The 24,632-nt window shown below is 70.0% G+C and carries 22 protein-coding genes and 3 tRNA genes; all 25 read right to left on the bottom strand.

The window, feature by feature from the left end; all coding sequences use genetic code 11:
- Positions 1-3: 3 nt before the first annotated feature.
- Entirely contained in the window at positions 4-312 is a 309-nt protein-coding gene (gene rpsJ, locus ACZ6S5_RS27125) for a 30S ribosomal protein S10 (protein ID WP_007073037.1), read from the bottom strand.
- Between the two features lie 357 nt (positions 313-669).
- Positions 670-1,863: an elongation factor Tu gene (gene tuf, locus ACZ6S5_RS27120; protein ID WP_393182429.1), complete on the bottom strand. Its 1,194-nt coding sequence runs from the start codon at positions 1,861-1,863 to the stop codon at positions 670-672.
- 222 nt (positions 1,864-2,085) lie between these two features.
- Positions 2,086-4,182, bottom strand: a complete 2,097-nt coding sequence (fusA, locus tag ACZ6S5_RS27115) for an elongation factor G (protein WP_466004863.1) — start codon at positions 4,180-4,182, stop codon at positions 2,086-2,088.
- Positions 4,183-4,257: 75 nt separating this feature from the next.
- Complete coding sequence (gene rpsG / locus ACZ6S5_RS27110; protein WP_088647009.1) at positions 4,258-4,728, bottom strand: 30S ribosomal protein S7; 471 nt, start codon at positions 4,726-4,728, stop codon at positions 4,258-4,260.
- Between the two features lies 1 nt (position 4,729).
- Positions 4,730-5,104, bottom strand: coding sequence for a 30S ribosomal protein S12 (rpsL, locus tag ACZ6S5_RS27105; protein WP_007465318.1), 375 nt, complete (start codon positions 5,102-5,104; stop codon positions 4,730-4,732).
- A gap of 533 nt (positions 5,105-5,637) precedes the next feature.
- The gene (locus ACZ6S5_RS27100) at positions 5,638-6,060 is read right to left on the bottom strand and encodes a hypothetical protein (RefSeq protein ID WP_466004861.1); all 423 of its coding nucleotides are present in this window, start codon (positions 6,058-6,060) and stop codon (positions 5,638-5,640) included.
- A 531-nt stretch (positions 6,061-6,591) separates the two neighbouring features.
- Positions 6,592-6,960: a hypothetical protein gene (locus ACZ6S5_RS27095; protein WP_466004859.1), complete on the bottom strand. Its 369-nt coding sequence runs from the start codon at positions 6,958-6,960 to the stop codon at positions 6,592-6,594.
- On the bottom strand, positions 6,896-8,218 hold the full coding sequence (locus tag ACZ6S5_RS27090) for an MFS transporter (protein WP_466004857.1): 1,323 nt from the start codon (positions 8,216-8,218) through the stop codon (positions 6,896-6,898). Before ACZ6S5_RS27090 ends, ACZ6S5_RS27095 begins: the two co-directional genes overlap by 65 nt.
- Positions 8,193-8,807, bottom strand: a complete 615-nt coding sequence (locus ACZ6S5_RS27085; RefSeq protein WP_466004856.1) for an ArsR/SmtB family transcription factor — start codon at positions 8,805-8,807, stop codon at positions 8,193-8,195. The genes ACZ6S5_RS27090 and ACZ6S5_RS27085 overlap by 26 nt, the downstream gene beginning before the upstream one ends.
- Before the next feature lie 114 nt (positions 8,808-8,921).
- Complete coding sequence (locus ACZ6S5_RS27080; RefSeq protein WP_466004854.1) at positions 8,922-12,809, bottom strand: DNA-directed RNA polymerase subunit beta'; 3,888 nt, start codon at positions 12,807-12,809, stop codon at positions 8,922-8,924.
- Between the two features lie 81 nt (positions 12,810-12,890).
- Positions 12,891-16,322 carry a DNA-directed RNA polymerase subunit beta gene (rpoB, locus tag ACZ6S5_RS27075; protein ID WP_466004853.1) on the bottom strand — a complete coding sequence of 1,144 codons (3,432 nt, stop codon included), beginning with the start codon at positions 16,320-16,322 and terminating at the stop codon, positions 12,891-12,893.
- Between the two features lie 573 nt (positions 16,323-16,895).
- On the bottom strand, positions 16,896-17,282 hold the full coding sequence (gene rplL, locus ACZ6S5_RS27070; protein WP_431942556.1) for a 50S ribosomal protein L7/L12: 387 nt from the start codon (positions 17,280-17,282) through the stop codon (positions 16,896-16,898).
- Between the two features lie 54 nt (positions 17,283-17,336).
- Entirely contained in the window at positions 17,337-17,882 is a 546-nt protein-coding gene (rplJ, locus tag ACZ6S5_RS27065) for a 50S ribosomal protein L10 (protein WP_130320445.1), read from the bottom strand.
- A gap of 509 nt (positions 17,883-18,391) precedes the next feature.
- Positions 18,392-19,081, bottom strand: a complete 690-nt coding sequence (locus tag ACZ6S5_RS27060; RefSeq protein ID WP_466004850.1) for a hypothetical protein — start codon at positions 19,079-19,081, stop codon at positions 18,392-18,394.
- The gene (locus ACZ6S5_RS27055; RefSeq protein ID WP_466004849.1) at positions 19,078-20,076 is read right to left on the bottom strand and encodes an ABC transporter ATP-binding protein; all 999 of its coding nucleotides are present in this window, start codon (positions 20,074-20,076) and stop codon (positions 19,078-19,080) included. Before ACZ6S5_RS27055 ends, ACZ6S5_RS27060 begins: the two co-directional genes overlap by 4 nt.
- A 77-nt stretch (positions 20,077-20,153) precedes the next feature.
- Positions 20,154-20,870: a 50S ribosomal protein L1 gene (gene rplA / locus ACZ6S5_RS27050; protein WP_466004847.1), complete on the bottom strand. Its 717-nt coding sequence runs from the start codon at positions 20,868-20,870 to the stop codon at positions 20,154-20,156.
- Positions 20,871-20,952: 82 nt separating this feature from the next.
- Positions 20,953-21,384, bottom strand: coding sequence for a 50S ribosomal protein L11 (rplK, locus tag ACZ6S5_RS27045; protein WP_466004845.1), 432 nt, complete (start codon positions 21,382-21,384; stop codon positions 20,953-20,955).
- Positions 21,385-21,571: 187 nt separating this feature from the next.
- Positions 21,572-22,291 carry a transcription termination/antitermination protein NusG gene (gene nusG, locus ACZ6S5_RS27040; protein WP_466004843.1) on the bottom strand — a complete coding sequence of 240 codons (720 nt, stop codon included), beginning with the start codon at positions 22,289-22,291 and terminating at the stop codon, positions 21,572-21,574.
- A 35-nt stretch (positions 22,292-22,326) separates the two neighbouring features.
- Entirely contained in the window at positions 22,327-22,722 is a 396-nt protein-coding gene (secE, locus tag ACZ6S5_RS27035) for a preprotein translocase subunit SecE (RefSeq protein ID WP_466004842.1), read from the bottom strand.
- A gap of 213 nt (positions 22,723-22,935) precedes the next feature.
- Positions 22,936-23,008: transfer RNA gene (locus ACZ6S5_RS27030), tRNA-Trp, on the bottom strand.
- Between the two features lie 128 nt (positions 23,009-23,136).
- On the bottom strand, positions 23,137-23,529 hold the full coding sequence (locus ACZ6S5_RS27025; protein WP_452307334.1) for a MaoC family dehydratase: 393 nt from the start codon (positions 23,527-23,529) through the stop codon (positions 23,137-23,139).
- Between the two features lie 2 nt (positions 23,530-23,531).
- Positions 23,532-23,978, bottom strand: a complete 447-nt coding sequence (locus tag ACZ6S5_RS27020) for an FAS1-like dehydratase domain-containing protein (protein ID WP_466004840.1) — start codon at positions 23,976-23,978, stop codon at positions 23,532-23,534.
- A 124-nt stretch (positions 23,979-24,102) separates the two neighbouring features.
- A complete protein-coding gene (gene rpmG, locus ACZ6S5_RS27015; protein WP_013288652.1) occupies positions 24,103-24,270 on the bottom strand; it encodes a 50S ribosomal protein L33 in 168 nt (55 codons plus the stop codon).
- Positions 24,271-24,401: 131 nt separating this feature from the next.
- A tRNA-Met gene (locus ACZ6S5_RS27010) sits at positions 24,402-24,474 on the bottom strand.
- 25 nt (positions 24,475-24,499) lie between these two features.
- Positions 24,500-24,572 (bottom strand) — tRNA-Thr (locus ACZ6S5_RS27005).
- Between the last annotated feature and the right edge of the window lie 60 nt (positions 24,573-24,632).

The raw sequence follows: 24,632 nt of genomic DNA, 5'->3' as shown, positions 1-24,632 counted from the left end.
TCCCTACAGCTTGATCTCGATGTCGACGCCAGCCGGCAGGTCGAGGCGCATGAGCGAGTCGACCGTCTTCGGGGTCGGGTCGATGATGTCGATCAGCCGCTTGTGCGTGCGCATCTCGAAGTGCTCGCGCGAGTCCTTGTACTTGTGCGGCGAGCGGATAACGCAGAAACGGTTGATCTCCGTGGGCAGCGGCACCGGGCCAGCGACCTGCGCCCCGGTACGCGTCACCGTCTCGACGATCTTCCGAGCCGAGGAGTCGACGACCTCGTGGTCATAGGCCTTGAGCCGGATGCGGATCTTCTGTCCCGCCATGGTGGCTTCTGTTCCTTCTCTCGATGCCGCTGTGTTGCGGGCGCCTGTACCGGCTGGCACAGGCCCACTTCCGCCGACCCCCGCGGTCGGGCGTGTCGCGCCCGTTGACCAGGCTCCGCCCCGGGGCTCCGGAGCGATTCTCTGACCACGCGGTGGGTCATGGCGCCGATCGCGTCACCGCGACCTGGACGCCGTGCGAGGGTGGTTGACCGCCAGGGGCGATCAACCACCCTGCGCGCGACTGTTGGTCTGCCCGGAGGTCCAGCATTGCACCGGACGCAGGCGACTAACCGTCGTTACGCAACCTGACCAGTATGCCGTACTACCGCACGGCAACGCTAATCGGGGTTACCCAGCTCACTTGATGATCTTGGTGACGCGACCCGCGCCGACCGTACGACCACCCTCGCGGATCGCGAACTTCAGGTTCTCCTCCATGGCGATGGGCTGGATCAGCTTCACCGTCATGGTGGTGTTGTCGCCCGGCATGACCATCTCGGTGCCCTCGGGCAGCGTGACGACGCCGGTGACGTCCGTGGTCCGGAAGTAGAACTGCGGACGGTAGTTCTGGAAGAACGGGGTGTGGCGGCCGCCCTCCTCCTTGGAGAGGATGTAGACCGTCGCCTCGAACTCCGTGTGCGGGGTCGTGGTGCCCGGCTTGATGACGACCATGCCGCGCTCGACGTCCTCGCGCTTGATGCCGCGGAGGAGCAGACCGACGTTCTCGCCGGCGCGGGCCTCGTCGAGCAGCTTGCGGAACATCTCGATGCCGGTGCAGGTGGTCTTCATCGACTTCTCGCGGATGCCGACGATCTCCACCTCCTCGTTCGGCTTGAGGATGCCACGCTCGGCGCGACCGGTGACGACGGTGCCACGACCGGTGATCGTGAACACGTCCTCGATCGGCATGAGGAACGGCTTGTCGGTCTCGCGCTCCGGCTGCGGGATCGCGGTGTCGACGGCGTTCATCAGGTCGAGCAGCTTGGCGGTCCACTCGGGGTCACCCTCGAGGGCCTTCAGCGCCGAGACCCGGACGACCGGCAGGTCGTCACCCGGGTACTCCTGCGAGGAGAGCAGCTCGCGGACCTCGAGCTCGACGAGCTCCAGGAGCTCCTCGTCGTCGACCATGTCGCTCTTGTTGAGCGCCACGACGATGTACGGCACGCCGACCTGGCGGGCCAGCAGCACGTGCTCGCGGGTCTGCGGCATCGGACCGTCGGTCGCGGCGACCACCAGGATCGCGCCGTCCATCTGGGCGGCACCGGTGATCATGTTCTTGATGTAGTCCGCGTGACCCGGGCAGTCCACGTGCGCGTAGTGCCGGTTGGCGGTCTGGTACTCGACGTGCGCGATCGAGATCGTGATGCCGCGGGCCTTCTCCTCCGGCGCCTTGTCGATCTCGTCGAACGGGGTGTACGGGTTGAGCTCCGGGAACTCGTCGTGCAGGACCTTGGTGATGGCCGCCGTCAGCGTCGTCTTACCGTGGTCGATGTGACCAATGGTGCCGATGTTGACGTGCGGCTTAGTCCGCTCGAACTTCGCCTTCGCCACTGGTGTCCTCCTGTGGACTTCTTGGTTCGTTCGCCCCGGTACGCCAGGTTCGGCGCTTAGGACTCTGTCGACAGCCTTTCCGGCCTGACGGCCGGAGAGCCTTGGTGGGTTCTGCGGCGATGAAGCCTACAGGCCCGGATTCACACAATCCGACCGAGGTGGTCGCGGGCGGGAGATCCCTCCCGCGACCGTCCCCGGCTCATCGGATCGGCTCAGGTGAGGTCACTCACCGGTAGCCTTGGCGATGATCTCCTTCGCGACGCTCTGCGGAACCTCGGCGTAGGAGTCGAACTGCATGCTGTAGCTAGCCCGGCCCTGGGTCTTCGACCGCAGGTCGCCGACGTAGCCGAACATCTCCGACAACGGCACCAGGGCCCGGACGATGCGGGCGCCACTGCGCTCCTCCATCGCCTGGATGATGCCGCGGCGGGAGTTGAGGTCGCCGATGACGTCACCCATGTTCTCCTCAGGAGTGGTGACCTCAACGGCCATCATCGGCTCGAGGAGAGCGGGGTCGGCCTTGCGGGCCGCCTCCTTCATCACCATCGAGCCGGCGATCTTGAATGCCATCTCGGACGAGTCGACCTCGTGGTACTGGCCGTCCAGCAGCGTCAGCTTGACACCCACCAGCGGGAAGCCGGCGAGAATGCCGTACTGCATGGCGTCCTGCGCACCCGCGTCCACCGACGGGATGAACTCCCGGGGGATGCGGCCACCGGTGACGGCGTTCGCGAACTCGTAGGTCGGCGAGTCGTTGTCCAGCGGCAGCGGCTCGATGCTCACGATCACGCGGGCGTACTGGCCGGAACCACCGGTCTGCTTCTTGTGGGTGTACTCGATCTTCTCCACCTTGCGGCGGATCGTCTCGCGGTACGCCACCTGGGGCTTACCGATGTTCGCCTCGACGTTGAACTCGCGGCGCATCCGGTCGACCAGGATGTCCAGGTGCAGCTCGCCCATGCCGGAGATGACCGTCTGACCGGTCTCCTCGTCCAGCTTGACGCGGAAGGTCGGGTCCTCCTCGGCCAGCCGCTGGATGGCGGTGCTGAGCTTCTCCTGGTCGGCCTTGGTCTTCGGCTCGATGGCGACCTCGATGACCGGCTCCGGGAAGGTCATCGACTCCAGGATGACCGGGTTCGCCGGGTCGCACAGGGTGTCACCGGTGGTGGTCTGCTTGAGACCCTGCACCGCGATGATGTCGCCAGCCTTGGCGGAGCCGCGCTCCTCCCGCTTGTTGGCGTGCATCTGGTAGATCTTGCCGATCCGCTCCTTGCGGTCCTTGGTGGAGTTGACCACCTGGGTGCCGGTCTCGACCACGCCGGAATAGACCCGGACGTAGGTGAGCTTGCCGAGGTGCTTGTCGGTCTGGATCTTGAAGGCCAGGCCCGAGAACGGCTCCGAGGTGGACGGCTTCCGCTGCATCGGGGTCTCGCCGTCGGTGGCGGTGCCCTCGATGGCCGGGACGTCCAGCGGCGACGGCAGGAAGTCGACCACGGCGTCGAGCATGGGCTGGACGCCCTTGTTCTTGAACGCCGAGCCGCAGAGCACCGGGTTGGCCTTGCTGGCGATGGTGGCGCGCCGGATGGCGGCCTTGATCTCCTCGACGGAGATCTCCTCGCCCTCCAGGTACTTCTCCATCACCGAGTCGTCGACGTCGGCCAGGGTCTCCATCAGCTTCTCGCGCCACTCCGCCGCGGAGTCGGCCAGGTCGGCCGGGATCTCCTCGATGGCGTAGTCCTCACCCTTCTGGGTCTCCCCGCGCCAGGTGAGGGCGCGCATGCCGATCAGGTCGACGACGCCGATGTGGTCGCCCTCGAGCCCGATCGGGATCTGGAGCACCAGCGGGGTGGCGTTGAGCCGGTCGATCATCATCTGCACGCAGCGGAAGAAGTCGGCGCCGGTCCGGTCGAGCTTGTTGACGAAGCACATCCGGGGGACGTGGTACTTGTCGGCCTGCCGCCAGACGTTCTCCGTCTGCGGCTCCACGCCGGCGACACCGTCGTAGACCGCGACCGCACCGTCCAGCACCCGCAGCGACCGCTCGACCTCGACCGTGAAGTCGACGTGACCGGGCGTGTCGATGATCTGGATCGTGTGGCCCTTCCACTCACACTTGGTAGCAGCAGAGGTGATGGTGATACCACGCTCCTGCTCCTGCTCCATCCAGTCCATGACGGCGGCGCCCTCGTGGACCTCACCGATCTTGTACGTGATACCGGTGTAGAACAGGATCCGCTCGGTGGTCGTGGTCTTACCGGCATCGATGTGCGCCATGATGCCGATGTTGCGTACGTTGGCGAGCGCGTCTGCGGCGGCCACTTCAATCCCTACTTATCGTCGTCTCGACACAACTGGTGGCGGTTCCGGCGCCTCGTGGGCGCCGGAACCAGGGTGTTACCAGCGGTAGTGCGCGAAGGCCTTGTTGGACTCGGCCATCTTGTGCGTGTCCTCGCGCCGCTTGACGGCGGCACCCAGACCGTTGCTCGCGTCCAGCAGCTCGTTCATCAGCCGCTCGACCATGGTCTTCTCGCGCCGGGCCTTGGAGTAGGTCACCAGCCAGCGCAGCCCGAGGGTGGTGGCCCGGGCCGGACGGACCTCGACCGGCACCTGGTAGGTCGCGCCACCGACACGGCGGCTGCGGACCTCGAGGGTCGGCTTGACGTTGTCCATCGCCCGCTTGAGGGTGACGACCGGGTCGGTGCCGGACTTCTCGCGGCAGCCCTCCAGGGCGGCGTACACGATGCGCTCGGCGAGCTGGCGCTTACCGCGCATCAGGATCTTGTTGACCAGCTGGGTGACCAGCGGCGAGTTGTACACCGGGTCAGCGACCAGCGGCTTCCGCGGAGCGGGTCCCTTACGCGGCATGTCAGCTCTTCTCCTTCTTCGCGCCGTAGCGGCTGCGCGCCTGCTTGCGGTTGCGGACACCCTGGGTGTCCAGCGAGCCGCGAACGATCTTGTACCGCACGCCGGGGAGGTCCTTCACACGGCCGCCGCGAACGAGCACGATCGAGTGCTCCTGCAGGTTGTGGCCGACGCCCGGGATGTAGGCGGTCACCTCGATCTGGCTGCTGAGCTTGACACGAGCGACCTTGCGCAGCGCCGAGTTCGGCTTCTTGGGGGTGGTGGTGTACACGCGGGTGCACACGCCGCGCCGCTGGGGGGACCCCTTCAGCGCCGGGGTCTTGGTCTTGGTCGTCTTGGCCTGGCGGCCCTTTCGGACCAGCTGCTGAATGGTGGGCACCGGGTTTCTCCGCTCCCTTCGGCCGCTGCGAGGCGACCGCGCCGTCTGCTCTAGCCGGCCTGATGGACGGCTCTCCTACATTCCAACCGGGGCCCCCTGACGGAGGTCCCAGCACCCGCGGTCGGGCGTGTCGCCCGGATCACGGTCCCGCTGCGGCGCTCGCGCGTCGCCCCGGGTTGTGTCACCGACACAGGGAGGTCCCCGCGCCGGATCTTGGGCTTTGGTCGTGTCGTCGCGCGATCACCGGCTGACCGGCTCCAGCGCACGCACGCATTGCCCGGGCTTGCCCGGGCACAAGGGGAAAGAGTACCTACCACAGCCGCGCAGGTCAAAACGGAGCGGTCCGGGAGAACCGCTCCGCGGTCCACCGGCCGATCGCATCGTGCCTGCCCGCCCGTGATGGGCACCTACGGCTACCAGTGTACCGGCTGCGCCCGTGGCCGGCCGGGCAGCCCCGGTTCCGCCCGCGCACCGGACGCCCCGGCACGTCCGGCGGGCCCGTTCACCCGCGGGTCAACGGCGCCGGCGGCCGATCACGTGATCTGCACCACCAGGGCGACCGCGAGCCCGAGCAGGCTGAGCAGAAGTCCCACTCCCCCGCAGCTGAGCCCCGCCACGGCCAGGCCCCGTCCGGTGAACCGGACCGCCGGCGGGGGCGCCGGCCGCCGGATCTGCCGGCGGGACAGCAGGCCCGCGACGATCGCCGCCGTCCCGGCGATGCCGCCGAGCACGGTGAACGCCCCGGCGGCCCAGGCGCCACCGTAGTCCGGCCCGGCGAAGCCGAAGCAGAACACCAGCAGCGAGACCAGGATCGAGGCGATCCCGGTGACCAGCGACCCGACGGCGAGCCCCGAGGTCACCGGGGGCACGTCCAGGTGGACCACGCCGAACGGGGTGCCGGGGACCGGGTCGACCCGCTTCGGCGGGCGCGCCGCCTCGCGCGGAGGCGGCGGCACCGCCGGACCCGGCCGCGGACCGACGGCCGGCGGCACCGGCCCCCAGCCACCGCCGGGCCCCGGCGGGCTTCCGGGGTACGTCCCGGGCGTCGGCCATCCGCCGCCGGCCGACTGCGGCGGCCCCCAGTGCGGACCGGGTCCGGACGGCAGCGCGTCCCCCCGGTGGTGGGGCGGAACGCCGGGCGGAGCCGGGGGCGGGGCGCTCGGAACCGGCGGGTACGGGCCGGCCTGCGGTCCGGCACCGGACGGCGGGGCCGGCGGCGGGGCGTATCCCACACTGGCGCCCTCGGGCGGCGCGCTCGGTCCCTCGTCGGGTCCGACCCCCGGTGCGGCCCACGGGCTGGCGGGCTCGGCGCCGGACGCGTCCGGCCCGGCGACGGACCGGGTCGGGTCGCTGCCCGGCGAAGGGGCCGGCTCCGTCACGGGGGTCCTCCTGTCGACGTGGCTCGCCCGCCGCGTGGCGGACACCGGCCAGGCTACCGTCGCGCGTCCCGGTGGCGGGGCCGGCCGCGGCGCGCTCCCCCGGCCCGGTCAGTCGATGTTCGGGGCGTAGTCGTGGCCGAAGGGAGCGTCGGCCAGCCGGACCACCCCGATCACCATCGCCGCCACCACCGCGAACGCCGCCAGCACCAGCCCGACCCAGGCCAGCCGCTCCCCCCGGCGCAGCCAGCCGGCACCGGTCAGGAACCCGCCCGAGGCGTACGCCTCCCGGCGGGCCTGCCGGGCGAGCGTGAGGGCGATGGTCGACGGCACCACCCCGCCGATGAAGAACCCGGTGAGCGCGCCGATCAACCCGAGGGCGAAGACCGCGCGGGCCTTGGTCGAGCGGACCGGCTCAGGGTCGAGCGGATGGCGCGGCGCCTGCGGGGCGACGGGCACCTGGCCGGGCACGGTCGTCATGCCCCCCATCATGCCCCGACCCGGCCCCGACCGGGCCCGCCGACGTCCCGACCGGCGGCACGGCGTACCGCCCCGCGCGGAGCAGCAGCAGTGCGGCGACCGCCACCACGGCGGCCTCGGCGAACAGCAGCACCCGGTAGTCGAGCACGCCGATCAGATACGCCCCGAGCGCGATCGAGGCGGTCTGCGGGACGGTCGTGGTCACCTCGAAGCCGGCGTACACCCGGCCCTGGAGCCGGTCGGGGGTGCTGCGCTGGAGCAGGGTGAGCAGGGCGATCGCCATGACGGTGAGCCCCGCGCCGGCGGCGACCCGGCCGGCCAGGACCGTGCCGAGCAGCGGGGTGGCGGCCAGCGCCGCGCCGGTGGCCCAGGCGAGGAACGCCGTGGCGGCGACGCGTACCTCGCCGAACCGGCGGACCGCGGCCGCGCTGGCCAGGCCACCGAGGACCGCGCCGGCCCCCTGGGCGGCCTGGAGCACCCCGAGGAACTCAGGGGACCGGTGCAGGCCCCGGTCGACGACGGCGTAGCCGGTGGACTCGGCGAAGCCGAGCACCAAGGCGAGCACCGCGGTCGCCAGCGCCACCCGACGCAGCAGCGGGTGGCCAGCGAGGTGCCGGAAGCCGGCGTTCACCTCCCCGGCCCAGTGCCGCAGCACGCCACCCGTGCGCTCCGGGCGTTCCGGGGCCGGGTCCGGCCCGCGCAGGGTGAGCAGCAGCGCCGCCGCGCCGACGAAGGTGGCCAGGTCCAGTACGGCCACCGCCGCGCCGCCGAACAGCGCGTACAGGCCGGCGCCGGCGAGCGGGGCGAGCAGCCGCAGGCTCTCCCGGACCGTACGCAGCAGCGCGTTCGCGCCGGCCAGCAGCTCACCGGGGAGCAGGGTGACGAGCAGGGCGGACTGGGCCGGTTCGATGACCAGGTGGAGGCAGCCGTAGAGGAGCATCACCGCGTAGATCAGCGGCACGTGATCGGGGCCGCGCACCGCCAGCAACGGCAGCAGGATCACCGCGCCGGCCAGGTTGGCCGCCACCAGCAGGCGGCGGCGCGGCAGCCGGTCGGCGAGCAGCCCGGCCAGCGGCGCGAGCAGTGCCGGGGCGGCGAAGAAGAGAAAGGTCAGGCCGGCCGCGCCGTCGCTGCCGGTCAGGTCCTTCACCCAGATGCCGCAGGCCAGCCACATTGCGCTGTCCCCGACCAGGGACAGCGTCTGCCCGGCGAGGTAGCGGCGGGCGCGCGGTTCAGCCAGCAGCCGTCGGATCGACATCCGCCACCTCCGGGGCCTGGACCGGGTAGCCGAAGAGGAGCAGCTCGACCGGGAGCGTCCCGGCCGGGCGGGCGCCGGGGTCGGCGCGGCGGGCGCCGGTTCGCGCGTGGAGGTCGTCGATCAACTTCTGGTAGGCGGCAGCGAATGCGGCCAGCTCGTCCGCCGTGAGGTGGAAGAGGTGCTGGTCCCCGAAAGACGCCTGATACCACTGCGGCGGGTAGGTGGGGGCGTCGTCGACGAAGCGGCGCAGCCGCTGGACGTACCGGTCGAGCAGTACCCGGTCGAGCGCCTGGGAGGCTCGGGTCCAGTCCGGGTCCTCCGGTCGGGCCGGCGCGGACCAGCCGCGGCGGGTCAGCCGCCAGGGCCGGGCCCGGCCGCGGCCGCCGCCGGCCTCCTCCACGAAGCCGTAGCGGGCCAGTTGCCGCAGGTGGAAGGAACAGGTGGTGGCGGTCTCGCCGATCAGCTCCCCCGCCTGGGTGGCGGTCAGTGGGCCGCCGCCGAGGGCCTCCATCAGGGCCAGCCGTACGGGGTGACTCAGCGCCCGCAGCTCGCGGGCGTCGGTGAGGGTGCGCGGTCCGTCGGTCTCCATGGCGTCGAGAGTATTCTCTCGACAGCTTTCTTTCGAGAGCTTTCTCTTCAGATGCTGCACCCGAGACACGACGAGGCCCCCGGCATCCGCCGAGGGCCTCGTCGTTCCTGCTGCTTAGCGGTACGACCCGAAGTCGAAGTCGTCCAGCGGCACCGCCTGGCCGCTGGCCGGCCCGAAGCCGTAGTCGGTCTCCGGGTAGCCGGTCATCGAGTAGACCTTGGCCTTCGCCTCCTCGGTCGGCTCGACCCGGACGTTGCGGTACTTGCTGATGCCCGTACCGGCCGGGATGAGCTTACCGATGATCACGTTCTCCTTGAGGCCGATCAGCGAGTCGCTGCGGGCGTGGATCGCCGCGTCCGTCAGCACCCGGGTGGTCTCCTGGAAGGAGGCCGCCGACAGCCAGGAGTCCGTGGCCAGCGAGGCCTTGGTGATACCCATCAGCACCGGGCGACCCGCAGCGGGCTCGCCGCCCTCGGAGACGAGCCGGCGGTTCTCCGACTCGAAGAGCGCCCGGTCGACCAGCACGCCCGGCAGGAACTCGGTCGAGCCGGAGTCGATGACCGTCACCCGCTTGAGCATCTGGCGGATGATGATCTCGATGTGCTTGTCGTGGATGAGCACACCCTGCGAGCGGTAGACCTCCTGGACCTCCTGGGTCAGGTGGACCTGGACCGCGCGCGGGCCGAGGATGCGCAGCAGCTCGTGCGGGTCGATGGTGCCCTCGGTGAGCTTCTCGCCGACCTCGACGTGGTCGCCGTCGTGGGCCCGCAGCTTGACCCGCTTCGAGATCTTGTCGTAAACGATCTCGTCGCTGCCGTCGTCCGGGATCACGATGATCTTCCGCGACCGCTCGCCGTCCTCGATCCGGATCCGGCCCGGGGTGTCGGCGATGGGCGCCTTACCCTTCGGCACCCGCGCCTCGAAGATCTCCTGGACACGGGGCAGACCCTGGGTGATGTCCTCACCCGCGACACCACCGGTGTGGAAGGTACGCATCGTCAGCTGCGTACCCGGCTCACCGATGGACTGGGCGGCGATGATGCCGACCGCCTCACCGATGTCGACCGACTTGCCGGTCGGCAGCGAACGGCCGTAGCAGGCCGCGCAGACGCCCAGCTTGGACTCGCAGGTGAGCACGCTGCGCACCCGGACGGTCTCCACTCCGGCCGCCACGATCCGGTCGACGCCGATCGAGTTGATGTCCTGGCCGCGCTCGGCGACCACGGTGCCGTCCGGCCCCTTGATGTCGTCGGCCAGGGTCCGGGCGTGCACGCTGGTCTCGGCGTGCGTGTGCACGACCAGCTTGCCGTCCAGCCGCTCGCCGATCTGCATCGGGATGGCGCGGTCGGTGCCGCAGTCCTCCTCGCGGATGATGACGTCCTGCGAGACGTCCACCAGACGGCGGGTCAGGTAACCCGAGTCGGCGGTACGCAGCGCGGTGTCGGCGAGACCCTTGCGGGCACCGTGCGTGGAGATGAAGTACTCCAGCACGGAGAGACCCTCGCGGTACGACGCCTTGATCGGACGCGGGATGATCTCACCCTTGGGGTTGGCCACCAGACCACGGATCGCCGCGATCTGCCGGAGCTGGAGCAGGTTACCGCGGGCCCCCGAGTTGATCATCTTCCACAGCGGGTTCTCCTGCGGCAGCGCGGTGTCCATCTCCTTGGCGACCTCATTGGTCGCCTTGGTCCAGATCTCGATGAGCTCGCCGCGACGCTCCTCGGCGGTCATCAGACCACGCTGGTACTGCTTGTCGATCCGGTCGGCTTCCTTCTCGTACCGCTCCAGGATCTCCCGCTTGCGCGGCGGAGCGATGACGTCCTCCATGCCGATGGTGACGCCGGACCAGGTGGCCCAGTGGAAACCGGCCTCCTTGAGCCCGTCCAGGGTGGCCGCCAGGGCCACCTTCGGGAAGCGCTCGGCGAGGTCGTTGACGATCGCGGAGAGCTGGCCCTTGCGGATCTCGTAGTTCACGAAGCGGTAGCCCTGCGGCAGCGTCTCGTTGAACAGGACCCGGCCGAGCGTGGTCTCCACGGTCACCGGCTCGCCCTCGACCCAGCCCTCCGGCGCGACCCACGGCTCGGCGCCGGCGCCGTTGTCGACCCCGACGAGGTCGCGCAGGCGGATCTTGACCGGAGTCTGCAGGTGCAGCTCGCCGTTGTCGAAGGCCATCCGCGCCTCGGCGTCCGAGCTGAACGCCCGGCCCTCGCCCGTGCCCCCAGGAGTGAGGTGGGTGAGGTGGTAGAGACCGATGACCATGTCCTGGGTGGGCATGGTGACCGGCTTGCCGTCGGCCGGCTTGAGGATGTTGTTCGACGACAGCATCAGGATCCGCGCCTCGGCCTGGGCCTCGGCGGACAGCGGCACGTGGACCGCCATCTGGTCACCGTCGAAGTCGGCGTTGAACGCGGTGCAGACCAGCGGGTGGATCTGGATGGCCTTGCCCTCGACCAGCTGCGGCTCGAAGGCCTGGATGCCCAGCCGGTGCAGGGTGGGCGCCCGGTTCAGCAGGACCGGGTGCTCGCCGATGACCTCCTCCAGCACGTCCCACACGACCGGCCGCTGCCGCTCGACCATCCGCTTGGCGGACTTGATGTTCTGCGCGTGGTTGAGGTCGACCAGCCGCTTCATCACGAACGGCTTGAACAGCTCCAGCGCCATCTGCTTGGGCAGACCGCACTGGTGCAGCTTGAGCTTCGGGCCGACCACGATGACCGAACGGCCGGAGTAGTCGACGCGCTTGCCCAGCAGGTTCTGGCGGAACCGACCCTGCTTGCCCTTGAGCATGTCGGAGAGCGACTTCAGCGGCCGGTTGCCCGGGCCGGTGACCGGACGACCGCGACGGCCGTTGTCGAACAGCGCGTCGACGGCCTCCTGGAGCATCCGCTTCTCGTTGTTGACGATGATCTCGGGCGCGCCGAGGTCGATCAGCCGCTTGAGGCGGTTGTTCCGGTTGATCACCCGGCGGTACAGGTCGTTCAGGTCGGAGGTCGCGAACCGGCCACCGTCCAGCTGCACCATCGGACGCAGGTCCGGCGGGATGACCGGGACGCAGTCGAGCACCATGCCGAGCGGCGAGTTGCGGGTGTTCTGGAACGCCGCCACGACCTTCAGTCGCTTGAGCGCCCGGATCTTCCGCTGGCCCTTGCCGGAGCGGATGGTCTCGCGCAGATGCTCGGCCTCGGCGCCGAGGTCCATGTTCTGGACCAGCGCCTTGATGGCCTCGGCGCCCATGCTGCCGGTGAAGTACTCGCCGAAGCGGTCGCGCAGCTCGCGGTAGAGCAGCTCGTCGGTGACCAGCTGCTTCGGCTCCAGCTTGCGGAAGGTGTCGAGGACCTCGTCGAGGCGGTCGATCTCGCGCTGGGCCCGGTCGCGGATCTGGCGCATCTCGCGCTCTCCGCCCTCCTTGACCTTGCGCCGGACGTCCGCCTTCGCGCCCTCGGCCTCCAGCTCGGCCAGGTCGGCCTCGAGCTTGGCGGCCCGCTTCTCGATCTCCGAGTCGCGGCTGTTCTCGGCCTGCCGCTTCTCGGCCAGGATCTCGTTCTCGATGGTCGAGAGGTCGCGGTGACGCGCCTCGGCGTCCACGCTCGTCACGACGTACGAGGCGAAGTAGATGATCTTCTCGAGGTCCTTCGGGGCGAGGTCCAGCAGGTAGCCCAGCCGGCTCGGCACGCCCTTGAAGTACCAGATGTGGGTCACCGGAGCGGCCAGCTCGATGTGACCCATCCGCTCCCGGCGAACCTTGGAGCGGGTCACCTCGACGCCGCAGCGCTCGCAGATGATGCCCTTGAAGCGGACCCGCTTGTACTTACCGCAGTAGCACTCCCAGTCCCGCTGCGGACCGAAGATCTTCTCGCAGAAGAGCCCGTCCTTCTCCGGCTTCAGGGTGCGGTAGTTGATGGTCTCGGGCTTCTTGACCTCACCGTGGGACCACTGACGGATGTCGTCGGCGGTGGCGAGGCCGATGCGCAGCTCGTCGAAGAAGTTGACGTCGAGCACTATGTCCCCTATGTCGTCGTCTGTACTGCCTAGCTAACGGGCGGGGTCGGGAGCCGGCGGACCGGCTCCCGACCGCTCGCCTCAGACCTCTTCGACCGAGCTCGGCTCGCGCCGGGACAGGTCGATGCCCAGCTCCTCCGCGGCCCGGAACACCTCGTCGTCGGTCTCGCGCATCTCCAGGGCCACACCGTCGCTGGAGAGCACCTCGACGTTGAGGCACAGCGACTGCAGCTCCTTGAGCAGCACCTTGAACGACTCCGGGATGCCCGGCTCCGGGATGTTCTCGCCCTTGACGATCGCCTCGTAGACCTTGACCCGGCCGAGGACGTCGTCGGACTTGATCGTCAGCAGCTCCTGCAGGGCGTAGGCGGCGCCGTACGCCTGCATCGCCCAGCACTCCATCTCACCGAAGCGCTGGCCACCGAACTGCGCCTTACCACCCAGCGGCTGCTGCGTGATCATCGAGTACGGGCCGGTCGACCGGGCGTGGATCTTGTCGTCGACCAGGTGGTTGAGCTTCAGGATGTAGACGTAGCCGACCGCGATCGGGTCCGGCAACGGCTCGCCGGAGCGACCGTCGAACAGCTGCGCCTTGCCGCTGCGCCCGATCAGCTGCTGGCCGTCCCGGTTGGGCAGGGTCGACTCGAGCAGACCGGAGATCTCCTCCTCGCGGGCACCGTCGAAGACCGGGGTGGCCACGTTGGTGTCCGGCTCGGACTCGTGCGCGTTGATCGAGCGGAGCTGGCGCTTCCAGTCGGCGTCGTCGCCGTCCACGCTCCAGCCCGTCTTGGCCACCCACCCGAGGTGGGTCTCCAGGACCTGGCCGATGTTCATCCGGGACGGCACACCGAGCGGGTTCAGCACGATGTCGACCGGGGTGCCGTCCTCCAGGAACGGCATGTCCTCGATCGGCAGGATCTTGGAGATGACGCCCTTGTTGCCGTGGCGGCCCGCGAGCTTGTCACCGTCCTGGATCTTGCGCTTCTGGGCCACGTAGACCCGGACCAGCTCGTTCACGCCCGGGGGCAGCTCGTCGCCGTCCTCGCGGGAGAAGGTACGCACGCCGATGACCGTGCCGGTCTCACCGTGCGGCACCTTCAGCGAGGTGTCCCGGACCTCGCGCGCCTTCTCGCCGAAGATCGCGCGGAGCAGCCGCTCCTCCGGGGTCAGCTCGGTCTCGCCCTTCGGGGTGACCTTGCCGACCAGGATGTCGCCGGGGACGACCTCGGCGCCGATCCGGATGATGCCGCGCTCGTCGAGGTCGGCGAGCATCTCCTCGCTGACGTTCGGGATATCGCGGGTGATCTCCTCCGGGCCGAGCTTGGTGTCCCGGGCGTCGACCTCGTGCTCCTCGATGTGGATCGAGGTGAGCACGTCCTGCTGCACGAGGCGCTGCGACAGGATGATCGCGTCCTCGTAGTTGTGGCCCTCCCAGGTCATGAACGCCACGAGCAGGTTGCGCCCGAGCGCCATCTCGCCCTCGTCGGTGCACGGACCGTCGGCGATGACCTGGCCGGCCTCGACGCGGTCGCCCTCGAAGACGACCGGCTTCTGGTTGACGCAGGAGCCGGCGTTGGAGCGGCGGAACTTGTGCAGCAGGTACGTCCGGCGGTGGCCGTCGTCCTGGTGAACGGTGATGTAGTCCGCGCAGAGGTCCTCGACCACACCGCCGACCTCGGCGACGACCACGTCGCCGGCGTCCACGGCCGCGCGGTACTCCATGCCCGTGCCGACCAGCGGGGACTCCGCCTTGACCAGCGGCACCGCCTGGCGCTGCATGTTCGCGCCCATGAGCGCGCGGTTGGCGTCGTCGTGCTCGAGGAACGGGATCATCGCCGTCGCGACCGAGGTCATCTGCCGCGGCGACACGTCCATGTAGTCGACGGCCGCCGGCGCCACGTCCTCGGTCTCGCCGCCCTTACGGCGGACCAGGACGCGGTCCTCGGCGAACGACCCGTCGGACTTCAGCGGGGCGTTGGCCTGCGCCTTGACGAACCGGTCCTCCTCGTCCGCGGTCAGGTAGTCGATCTGGTCGGTGACCCGACCGTCGATGACCTTCCGGTACGGCGTCTCGATGAAGCCGAACGGGTTGACCCGGGCGAAGGTGGAGAGCGCGCCGATCAGACCGATGTTCGGGCCTTCCGGCGTCTCGATCGGGCACATCCGGCCGTAGTGGGACGGGTGCACGTCGCGGACCTCGAAGCCGGCCCGCTCCCGGGACAGACCACCCGGACCGAGCGCGCTCAGCCGGCGCCGGTGGGTCAGGCCCGCCAGCGGGTTGGTCTGGTCCATGAACTGGGACAGCTGCGACGTACCGAAGAACTCCTTGATCGCCGCCACCACCGGGCGGATGTTGATCAGGGTCTGCGGCGTGATCGCCTCGACGTCCTGGGTGGTCATCCGCTCGCGGACGACCCGCTCCATCCGGGACAGGCCGACCCGGACCTGGTTCTGGATCAGCTCGCCCACGGTACGCAGGCGACGGTTGCCGAAGTGGTCGATGTCGTCGGCCTCGTAGCCCTCCTCACCGGCGTGCAGCCGGCACAGGTATTCCACGGTGGCGACGATGTCGTCCTCGGTCAGCGTCCCGGTGGTGATCGGGACGCCGATCTCGAGCTTCTTGTTGAACTTGTACCGCCCGACCTTGGCCAGGTCGTACCGCTTCGGGTTGAAGAAGAGGTTGTCCAGCAGGGTCTGGGCGTTCTCGCGGGTCGGCGGCTCGCCCGGACGGAGCTTGCGGTAGATGTCCAGCAGCGCCTCGTCCTGACCGCCGATGTGATCCTTCTCGAGCGTGGTCATCATCAGCTCGGACCAGCCGAACTTCTCGCGGATCTGCTCCGCGGACCACCCGATGGCCTTGAGCAGGACGGTGACGGCCTGCCGGCGCTTGCGGTCGATGCGGACGCCGACCGTGTCGCGCTTGTCGATGTCGAACTCCAGCCAGGCACCCCGGCTCGGGATGACCTTGACGCTGGAGAGGTCGCGGTCGGAGGTCTTGTCCGGCTGCTTGTCGAAGTACACGCCCGGCGAGCGGACGAGCTGGCTGACCACGACGCGCTCGGTGCCGTTGATGATGAAGGTGCCCTTCGGCGTCATCATCGGGAAGTCACCCATGAACACCGTCTGGCTCTTGATCTCGCCAGTGGTGTTGTTGGTGAACTCCGCGGTCACGAACAGCGGCGCGCAGTAGGTCAGGTCCTTCTCCTTGCACTCCTCGATCGAGGCCTTGACCTCGTCGAAGCGCGGAGCCGAGAAGGAGAGCGACATGGTGCCGGAGAAGTCCTCAATGGGACTGATCTCGTCGAGGATCTCCGCGAGACCCGAGCGTGCGTGCGGGTCGTCCGCCGACCGGCCCTGCCAAGCCTCGTTGCCGACGAGCCAGTCGAAGGACTCGTTCTGGATGGCGAGGAGGTTGGGGACCTCGAGGTGTTCGGTGATCCGACCGAATGAAACTCGGCGGGGCGCGAAAGCGCTCGACGTACGACTGGTCTTCGCAGGGCGGGAAGCTGCCAAGATGCGTCCTTCCGAGGACCGGTGCTGCAGAACGGCTGGTACGCGTGCACTCCAATGACCCCACCAGAAATATCCGCAATCGGACATTTCCGAGCAGGGGTCAAGTCGGAAGGCAGCGCAAACTAGCAGTGTAGCCGAGAGGCTAACCGCTGTCCAGCCCACCCCGCAGGTCATCGCGGAACTTGCCTCGGGACCTCGGAAAACCGGGTCTACCGGGCCGCTCGGAACGCGACGGTCCTGCCGGTCCGCTCGGGCGTCGCGGCGGTGGTGCTGCCGCTGGCTTTACCCAAGAGGTGGCCGTTGCAAGCGCGGAAGGTCTTGCTGGTGTCAGCGTGCCTGTCAGCCCGGTGCCGCGTCAAGGGCCGGTTACGCCTCGGGGTGTCTTTCCCACCGACGGGCTACCGACAGACGTCGCTGTGAAGCCGGTGCGAAGACCCTGTACGCCCTGCTCACGCCGCTGCCACCGGGAGCACCAACCACAGCGGGCGGCGATCCGTTCCCGGATCACCGCCCGCCGCGACGCGGTTGTGCCCCGGCTCACGTGAGCCGGACGCGCGTCAGGTCAACGCAAGGTCACTTGAGGGTGACCTTGGCGCCCTCGCCCTCGAGCTTGGCCTTGGCCTTCTCGGCGGTCTCCTTGTTGGCCTTCTCCAGAACGGCCTTCGGAGCGGCCTCGACCAGGTCCTTGGCCTCCTTGAGGCCCAGGCCGGTCAGCTCACGCACGACCTTGATGACCTGGATCTTCTTGCCACCGTCGGCGTCGAGGATGACGTCGAACTCGTCCTTCTCCGGCTCGGCCTCGGCGGCCGGGGCACCCGGGACGGCGGCGCCGGCGACGGCAACCGGAGCGGCGGCGGTGACCTCGAAGGTCTCCTCGAACTGCTTCACGAACTCGGAGAGCTCGATCAGCGTCATCTCCTTGAACGCGTCGAGCAGCTCGTCGGTGCTGAGCTTCGCCATGTCTGGCGTCCTTTCCTGAATGGTTAACTAAGAACGTGGGTGCGCCGCGGGGCCTCAGGCCGCCTCGGCGCCCTCCTTCTCGCGCTTGTCCTGCAGAGCGGCCGCCAGACGCGCGGTCTTGGCGAGCGGAGCCTGGAACAGGGCCGCGGCCTTGCTCAGGTTGCCCTTCATGGCGCCGGCCAGCTTCGCCAGCAGCACCTCGCGGGACTCCAGGTCGGCGAGCTTCGTGACCTCGGCCGCGGAAATGGCCTTGCCCTCGAAGACACCGCCCTTGATGACGAGCTTCGGGTTGGCCTTCGCGAAGTCGCGAAGCCCCTTCGCCGCCTCGACGACGTCGCCCGAAACGAAAGTCAGCGCGGTAGGACCGGTGAACAGCTCGTCGAGGCCGGAGATGCCCGCGTCGGCCGCGGCACGCTTGGCCAGCGTGTTCTTCGCGACCGTGTAGCTGGTCTCCTTGCCGAGCGAGCGCCGCAGCTGGGTGAGCTGCGAAACCGTGAGCCCGCGGTACTCGGTCAGCACGGTGGCCCCCGCGTTGCGGAAGCTCTCGGTCAGCTCGGCGACGGCCGTGGCCTTGTCGGCCCGGATCGGCTTGTCCGCCATGTCCCTCCTCTCTCGTTGCTCGGAGCTGGTACGCCGGCGACGAGCGGAGGCTCGCGACGGCGGCGGAGGCATCACGACAACGAGAAAAGCCCCGGCGCAGGGCGCACGGGGCGAGGGCCGGCATCATGGGCGCAGTCGGCGGACCACGCACAACACCGATTTTCGCTTGCCGCCCTACGCGGGTCGCCCGTCATCGCGGGACCTTCGACCGTGCCAGGGCACGGTGACCAGCGGTCTTTGGGTGGAACTACGCGACAAGGTTACGCGACGTGTGCCAGTACCGCCAAATCGCCCCCGACGTGCCCCCGGTCACCCGTTCCGTCCGCTTGATCGACTCCGTTCACGGCAATCCGGGCCGACACGACGCCGGAACGCCCCGACCTGCCGCAACCGGAGTGGATCAAGGCGGCCGCGCCAGGCGGCGGGGCCGGGCGGGCCGGGTGGCGTGGGCGGGCGGACCAGGCGGGGGCCGGCCAGGCGGGCGGATCCTCGGGGCAGGCGGCGGGGGGTCAGGCGCGGGTGCGTCGGCCCCAGGCGTAACCGGCCAGGGCCACGGCGGCCCAGGCCAGCGCCCAGGCGGTCAGCAGCACGCCGGTGGCGAGCGCGAGATGGCCGGTCAGCACCCGGGCGGCCGGCATCAGCGGCGGGGCCAGCCACGGCACCGCCGAGCCGGAGAGGCCGAGGACCAGCGCGCCGACCGCACCGAGGGCGAGCACGGCGACGCCGTACCCGGCGCTGCGGGTGATCGCCCGGCTGGCCAGCGCGCCCAGCCCCACCGCGCCGGGCAGGGCGAGCAGGTGGACCCAGAGGCCGAGGGCCACCCCGGCGGCGAGCGACCGGTCCCCCGGCCCGGTCGGCCCGGTCACCCCGCCGACCAGCCACGGGAAGACCAGCGCGACGGCCACCGTGCCGAGCCCGGCCAGGGCCGCGGCGAGCAGACCGGCGGCCCGTTCCAGGGCCGGGCCGAGCACCACCTGGGCGAGCCGGCGCTGCACGTCCGGCTCCACGTCCAGCAGGATCTTGGTCTGCCAGGCCAGCACCGGGAAGAGCACCACCGCCGAGACGCCGTACGCCTCCGCCGGCTGCGCCCGGCCGCCGCCGTAGAGGACGCCGAGGGCGAGCAGGCCGGCCAGCACCGGGGCCAGCGCCCGTCCGGTACGCAAGAAGCCGGCCAGCCGCAGCCGGACCAGCGCGGTCACCGGGCCACCTCCGGCGCGGCCCCGGTCCGGTCCGGCTCGGCCGCCGGGCCGCCGTCGGGCGCGGCCGACACCGCCTCGACCGGGCCGGAGCCGCCCGTCGTCGGGACACCGCCACGATCCTCGACAGGCTCCGCCGCTGCCCCGGAGTCGAGTGGCGCCGCGCCGGGCGGGGCCGACTCGGTGCGAGGTCCGGGGCGGGTGACCGGAGGCGAGACCGCGCCGGCCGTCGCGCCGGACCCGGGTCGCGTGGCGGGGGGCGGGGCAGCGGGTTCGCGTACCCGGAGGACGTGATGGCCCTCGGCGCGCAACCGGGCGACGGCGGCGGCGAGCCCGGTGGTCGGGACGGCCAGCTCGACCACCGCGACGGTCGCGGCCCCGGCCAGCGGCTCCTCGGTCACCGCGCCGTCGGCGACCGTCCAGTGCCGGGCGCCCGGCAGCCGGACCGTCTCGCCACGGTGGTCGCTGACCAGCACCGTTCCGCCGTCGGCGAGGACCTCGTCGACCACCTCCGGGACCAGCCCGCGGGCGGCGGCGTCCAGCCCCTCCCAGGGCTCGTCGAGGACGAGCAGGCCGGGCGGGCGCAGCAGGGCCTGGGCCAGGCCGACCTTCTGGGCGGTCCCCTTGGAGAGCTGCGGCAGCCGGACGTCGTGGAACCGGGTCAGGCCGAGCCGGTCGACCCAGTGCCGCACCGCCCGGTCGGCCTCGGGACCGGAGAGCCCGGCCACCCGGCCCATCGCGGTGAGGTACGCGCCCACGGTGAACGGCTGGTCGGCGGGGAACCGCTCGGGCACCCAGCCGACAACGCCGGGCCGGTCGACCACCCGGCCCCGGGTCGGACGGAGCACGCCCGCCGCGAGCTGGAGCAGGGTGGACTTGCCGACGCCGTTACGCCCGAGCACCACCGCCACCTCGCCCGGACCGATCCCTACGTCGGTCTCCCGCAGCACCCACGGACCGCGCCGCTGGTACCGCAGCCAGACCCCCTCCAGCCGCATGCGCCGAGCCTCCCACACCGGAAAGCCGGACGGGGCCCCGCCACCAGGGTGGCGGGGCCCCGTCAGGGCAGTCGTGCTCAGGCCTCGGCCGCAGCCTCGGTCAGGTTCTTCACCGCGTTCGGGTCGACCGGGACGCCCGGGCCCATGGTGGTGGTGAGGGTGACCTTCTTCAGGTACTTGCCCTTGGCCGCGGACGGCTTCGAGCGCAGGACCTCGTCCAGCACCGCGGCGTAGTTGTCGATCAGCTGGGACTCGGAGAACGAGGCCTTGCCGATGATCAGGTGGAGGTTGGAGTGCTTGTCCACCCGGAAGGTGATCTTACCGCCCTTGATGTCCGCGACGGCCTTGGTGACGTCCATGGTCACCGTGCCGGTCTTCGGGTTCGGCATCAGGCCGCGCGGGCCCAGGATCCGCGCGATCCGGCCGATCTTGGCCATCTGGTCCGGGGTGGCGATCGCCGCGTCGAAGTCCAGCCAACCGCCCTGGATACGGGCGACCAGCTCGTCGGTGCCCACCTCGTCCGCACCCGCCGCGGCGGCCTCCTCGGCCTTCGCGCCGGCGGCGAAGACGATCACGCGGGCGGTCTTACCGGTGCCGTGCGGCAGGTTGACCGTGCCGCGGACCATCTGGTCCGCCTTGCGGGGGTCGACGCCGAGGCGCATCGCGACCTCGACCGTGGCGTCGAACTTGACGTTGGTGGTCTCCTTGGCCAGCTTGACGGCCTCGGCGGGAGAGTAGAGCTTCGACCGGTCGATGACCTCGGCGGCCTTGCGGTAGCTCTTGCTGCGCTGCATTTCTCGTTACTCCTGTGGTCTATGGCGGGCCGCGGTGTCCGCGCGCCCTCCCACGAACTGATCGGGAAAGTGCTGACCGACGTCAGTCGTTGACGACGATACCCATCGACCGGGCGGTGCCGGCGATGATCTTCGCAGCCTGGTCGATGTCGTTGGCGTTGAGGTCGACCATCTTCTTCTCGGCGATCTCGCGCACCTGGGTCATGGTCACGGAGCCGACCTTGTCCTTCTGCGGGACGCCCGAACCCTTCTCCACACCGGCGGCCTTGAGCAGCAGCCGGGCGGCGGGCGGGGTCTTCAGGACGAAGGTGAAGGTCCGGTCCTCGTAGACGCTGATCTCGGCGGGGACGATGTCGCCCCGCTGCGCCTCGGTCTGCGCGTTGTAGGACTTGCAGAACTCCATGATGTTCACGCCGTGCTGGCCGAGCGCGGGGCCGACCGGCGGCGCCGGCGTGGCCTGGCCAGCCTTCAGCTGAAGCGTGAACGTCTTGACGAGCTTCTTCTTCGGAGGCATGTCTCTTCCTGGGGCTTGGAACTGGGATTTTCGCCGGCCCGCGGGCGCGCACGGTCAGCGCGGTGCGGACAGCCGACGTTCTAGGGTAGCGCAGACTTCCGCCGCCCCCGCCGCCGAGGTCCGACGGGCCGCGAAAACGACACACCGGCGGCGGACCGGAAGGCCCACCGCCGGTGCGCGGCGTACGTCAGATCTTGGCGACCTGGTTGAAGTTCAGCTCGACCGGCGTCTCCCGACCGAAGATCGAGACCAGCACCTTCAGCTTCTGCTGGTCGGCGTTGATCTCGCTGATCGTCGCCGGCAGCGAGGCGAACGCCCCGTCGGTGACGGTGACCGAGTCGCCGACCTCGAAGTCGAGGACCTTGACCTCGGGCTTCGCCTTCTTCTCCACGGCCTCGACCGCCGGGGCCAGCCACTTCAGCACCTCGTCGAGGCTCAGCGGCGCCGGGCGGTCGGCCCGGTCGGTCGCTCCGACGAAGCCGGTGACCCCCGGGGTGTTCCGGACGCAGGAGTAGGACTCGGCGGTCAGCTCCATCCGGACCAGGATGTAGCCCGGGAAGACCTTCGCCTGGACCTGCGACCGCTTGCCGTTCTTGACCTCGACCTCTTCCCGGGTCGGCACCTCGACCTGGTAGATGAAGTCCTCCATGTCGAGGGAGGTGATCCGGGTCTCGAGGTTGGTCTTGACCTTGTTCTCGTAGCCGGCGTAGGAGTGCACCACGTACCAGTCACCGGGGGCGTAGCGCAGCTTCTGGCGCAGCTCGGCGACCGGGTCGAACTCCTCGTCCACCGGCTCGGCGGTCGGGAATTCCGGCTCGCTGGCGGCCTCGACCGACTCCTCGTTGGCCGCCGTCGCCACCGCGGACTGCTCGTCCGGGGTCTCGGCGGTCTCGTCGTACTCAGGCACGCTCGCTCACTTCCGTCACTATCGCTGTTGGCCTGTCAGCTCTTGCCGCCGAAGACGAACAGCACCGCCTTCGCGAAGCCGTAGTCCAGGCCGGCCACGATCGCCAGCATCACCGCGACGAAGGTGACCACCACGGCCGTGTAGGTCAGCAGCTCCTTGCGGGTCGGCCAGATGACCTTACGCAGCTCGGCCACGACCTCGCGGAAGAACCGCGCGATGCGGGCGAAGAGCCCGATCCGCTCGGTGTCCTTCCGGGTCTTGCGGCCCTCGGTCGACTCGGCGCGGGCCCGCTTACGGGTAGCGGTGCCACCCCGGGAGACCGACTCGTCCTCCGCGTTGGTGGCGTCGTCGTCGGCCACGTCGTCGACAACCGCGTCCTCTTCCAGACGCTCGTCGCCGGCGTCCTCGCCGCGCCGCTTGCTCTCGGCCACTTCGCCCTCCGTGCGGGATATCGGGTCGCACGCCGATGAGCGTGCGCAGCGTGTGGTCACGCCGGCCGGACCAACCGTCCCGCGACGGGCCGCGGCCGGCGGACCGACCGGATGGGCCCCGAATGCCTCGGAACCACCCCGCCGGTGCCACCACCACGGGCCGGACGCCGCCGTACGGGCGGCGCGACCCACGGAACGGTCAGGCCTGAGGCGCAGGGGTGACAGGACTTGAACCTGCAGCCTGCGGTTTTGGAGACCGCTGCTCTGCCAATTGAGCTACACCCCTGTGCGGCAACGATCACCCCACCCGAGCACGCAGTGCCAGGCAGGGGTCACTTGCCCCACGGCGGACCAGTGTACGGGTAGTCGTGCGACTTTCCCAACCGGTCTGCCCCTCGCGCGTCGACAGATCCCTCAGCGAGGCGTCCGGACGGTCGCCCGGGCCTGCGACAGCACCTTCTCGCCGAGGCAGGTCGCGGTCACGTCAAGCCTGGTCAGGCCGTCCTCGGTGACCTCCTTGACCACCGCGGAGACCTCGATCTCAGTGCCCTCGTCGGTGTCGGGGACGACCACCGGGCGGGTGAACCGGACGCCGAAGTCGACCACCGCGTCCGGCGCGCCGGCCCAGGCGGTGACCGCCCGGCCGACCAGCGCCATGGTGAACATGCCGTGGGCGATGACCCCGGGCAGGCCCACCTTGGTGGCGGTCCGGTCGCTCCAGTGGATCGGGTTGAAGTCGCCCGAGGCGCCCGCGTAGCGGACCAGGTCCGCACGGGTCACCCGGAAGGTCTGGGTGGGCAGCTCCATGGTCAGGCCTCTCCGCGTACGACGATCTTGGACCAGACGGCGACCACCGGCTCGCCGGCGGCGGTGCTCACGTCGGTGCGGGTGGTCAGGAAGCCGTGCCCGCCCCGGGTGGTGACCTCCTCGATGGTGTTGACGCAGATCAGCTCGTCGCCGGCCACCACCGGCCGGGTGTACGCGAAGCGCTGGTCGCCGTGCACCACCCGGCTGTAGTCCACGCCGAGCGCCGGGTCCTCGATGATCTGCCGGCTGGCGGGCATGGTGACGACCACCGGGAAGGTCGGCGGGGCGACCACGTCGGGGTGCCCGAGCGCCCGGGCCGCCTCCGGGTCGTGGTGGGCCGGGTCGGTGGCGCCGATGGCGGTGGCGAACTCGCGGATCTTTTCTCGGCCCACCTGATAGGGGGCGGTCGGCGGATAGGTCCGGCCGACGAAGGACGGGTCCAGGGACATGCCGCGAACCTACACGTAAAACACGAACGCCGATCCGTACGGGACGGGCGGCGCGGGGCCGCCATCCGTGCGGATCGGCGTTCGGAGGAGCTGGGGGGCCTGGACCGGCAGGGCCGGCCGTGGGTCAGCGGGTCTCGCGGTGGACCGTGTGCTTGCCGTCCCGGGGGCAGAACTTCTTCAGCTCGATGCGGTCCGGGTCGTTACGACGGTTCTTGCGCGTGATGTAGTTGCGCTCCTTGCACTCCACACACGCCAAAGTGATCTTCGGCCGGACATCGGTCGCCTTCGCCACGGCGGAGTGCCTTCCTCGCTAACGGGTAACAACTACGGCGCATCAGCCTACGCGCTGACGGCGTAGACATGCAAAATGGGCACCTGTGGCGCCCATCCCACCGACCACCGGGTGGACCCGGAGGACGAGAGTAGCGGTGGCCGGACTTGAACCGGCGACACAGCGATTATGAGCCGCTTGCTCTGCCATCTGAGCTACACCGCCGTGGCGGGTCCAGCCGGACCCTTTGAGCCCCCTTACGGAATCGAACCGTAGACCTTCTCCTTACCATGGAGACGCTCTGCCGACTGAGCTAAGGGGGCCTGCTTGATCACCCCGTGGGGTGTCGCGCAGGAGAAACAGTACACGACCTCGCCGCCGAG

The organism is Micromonospora sp. NPDC051924 (assembly GCF_055586005.1).
The sequence above is the reverse complement of the archived record's forward strand: the minus strand, read 5'-3'. Positions and strand labels throughout refer to the sequence as shown.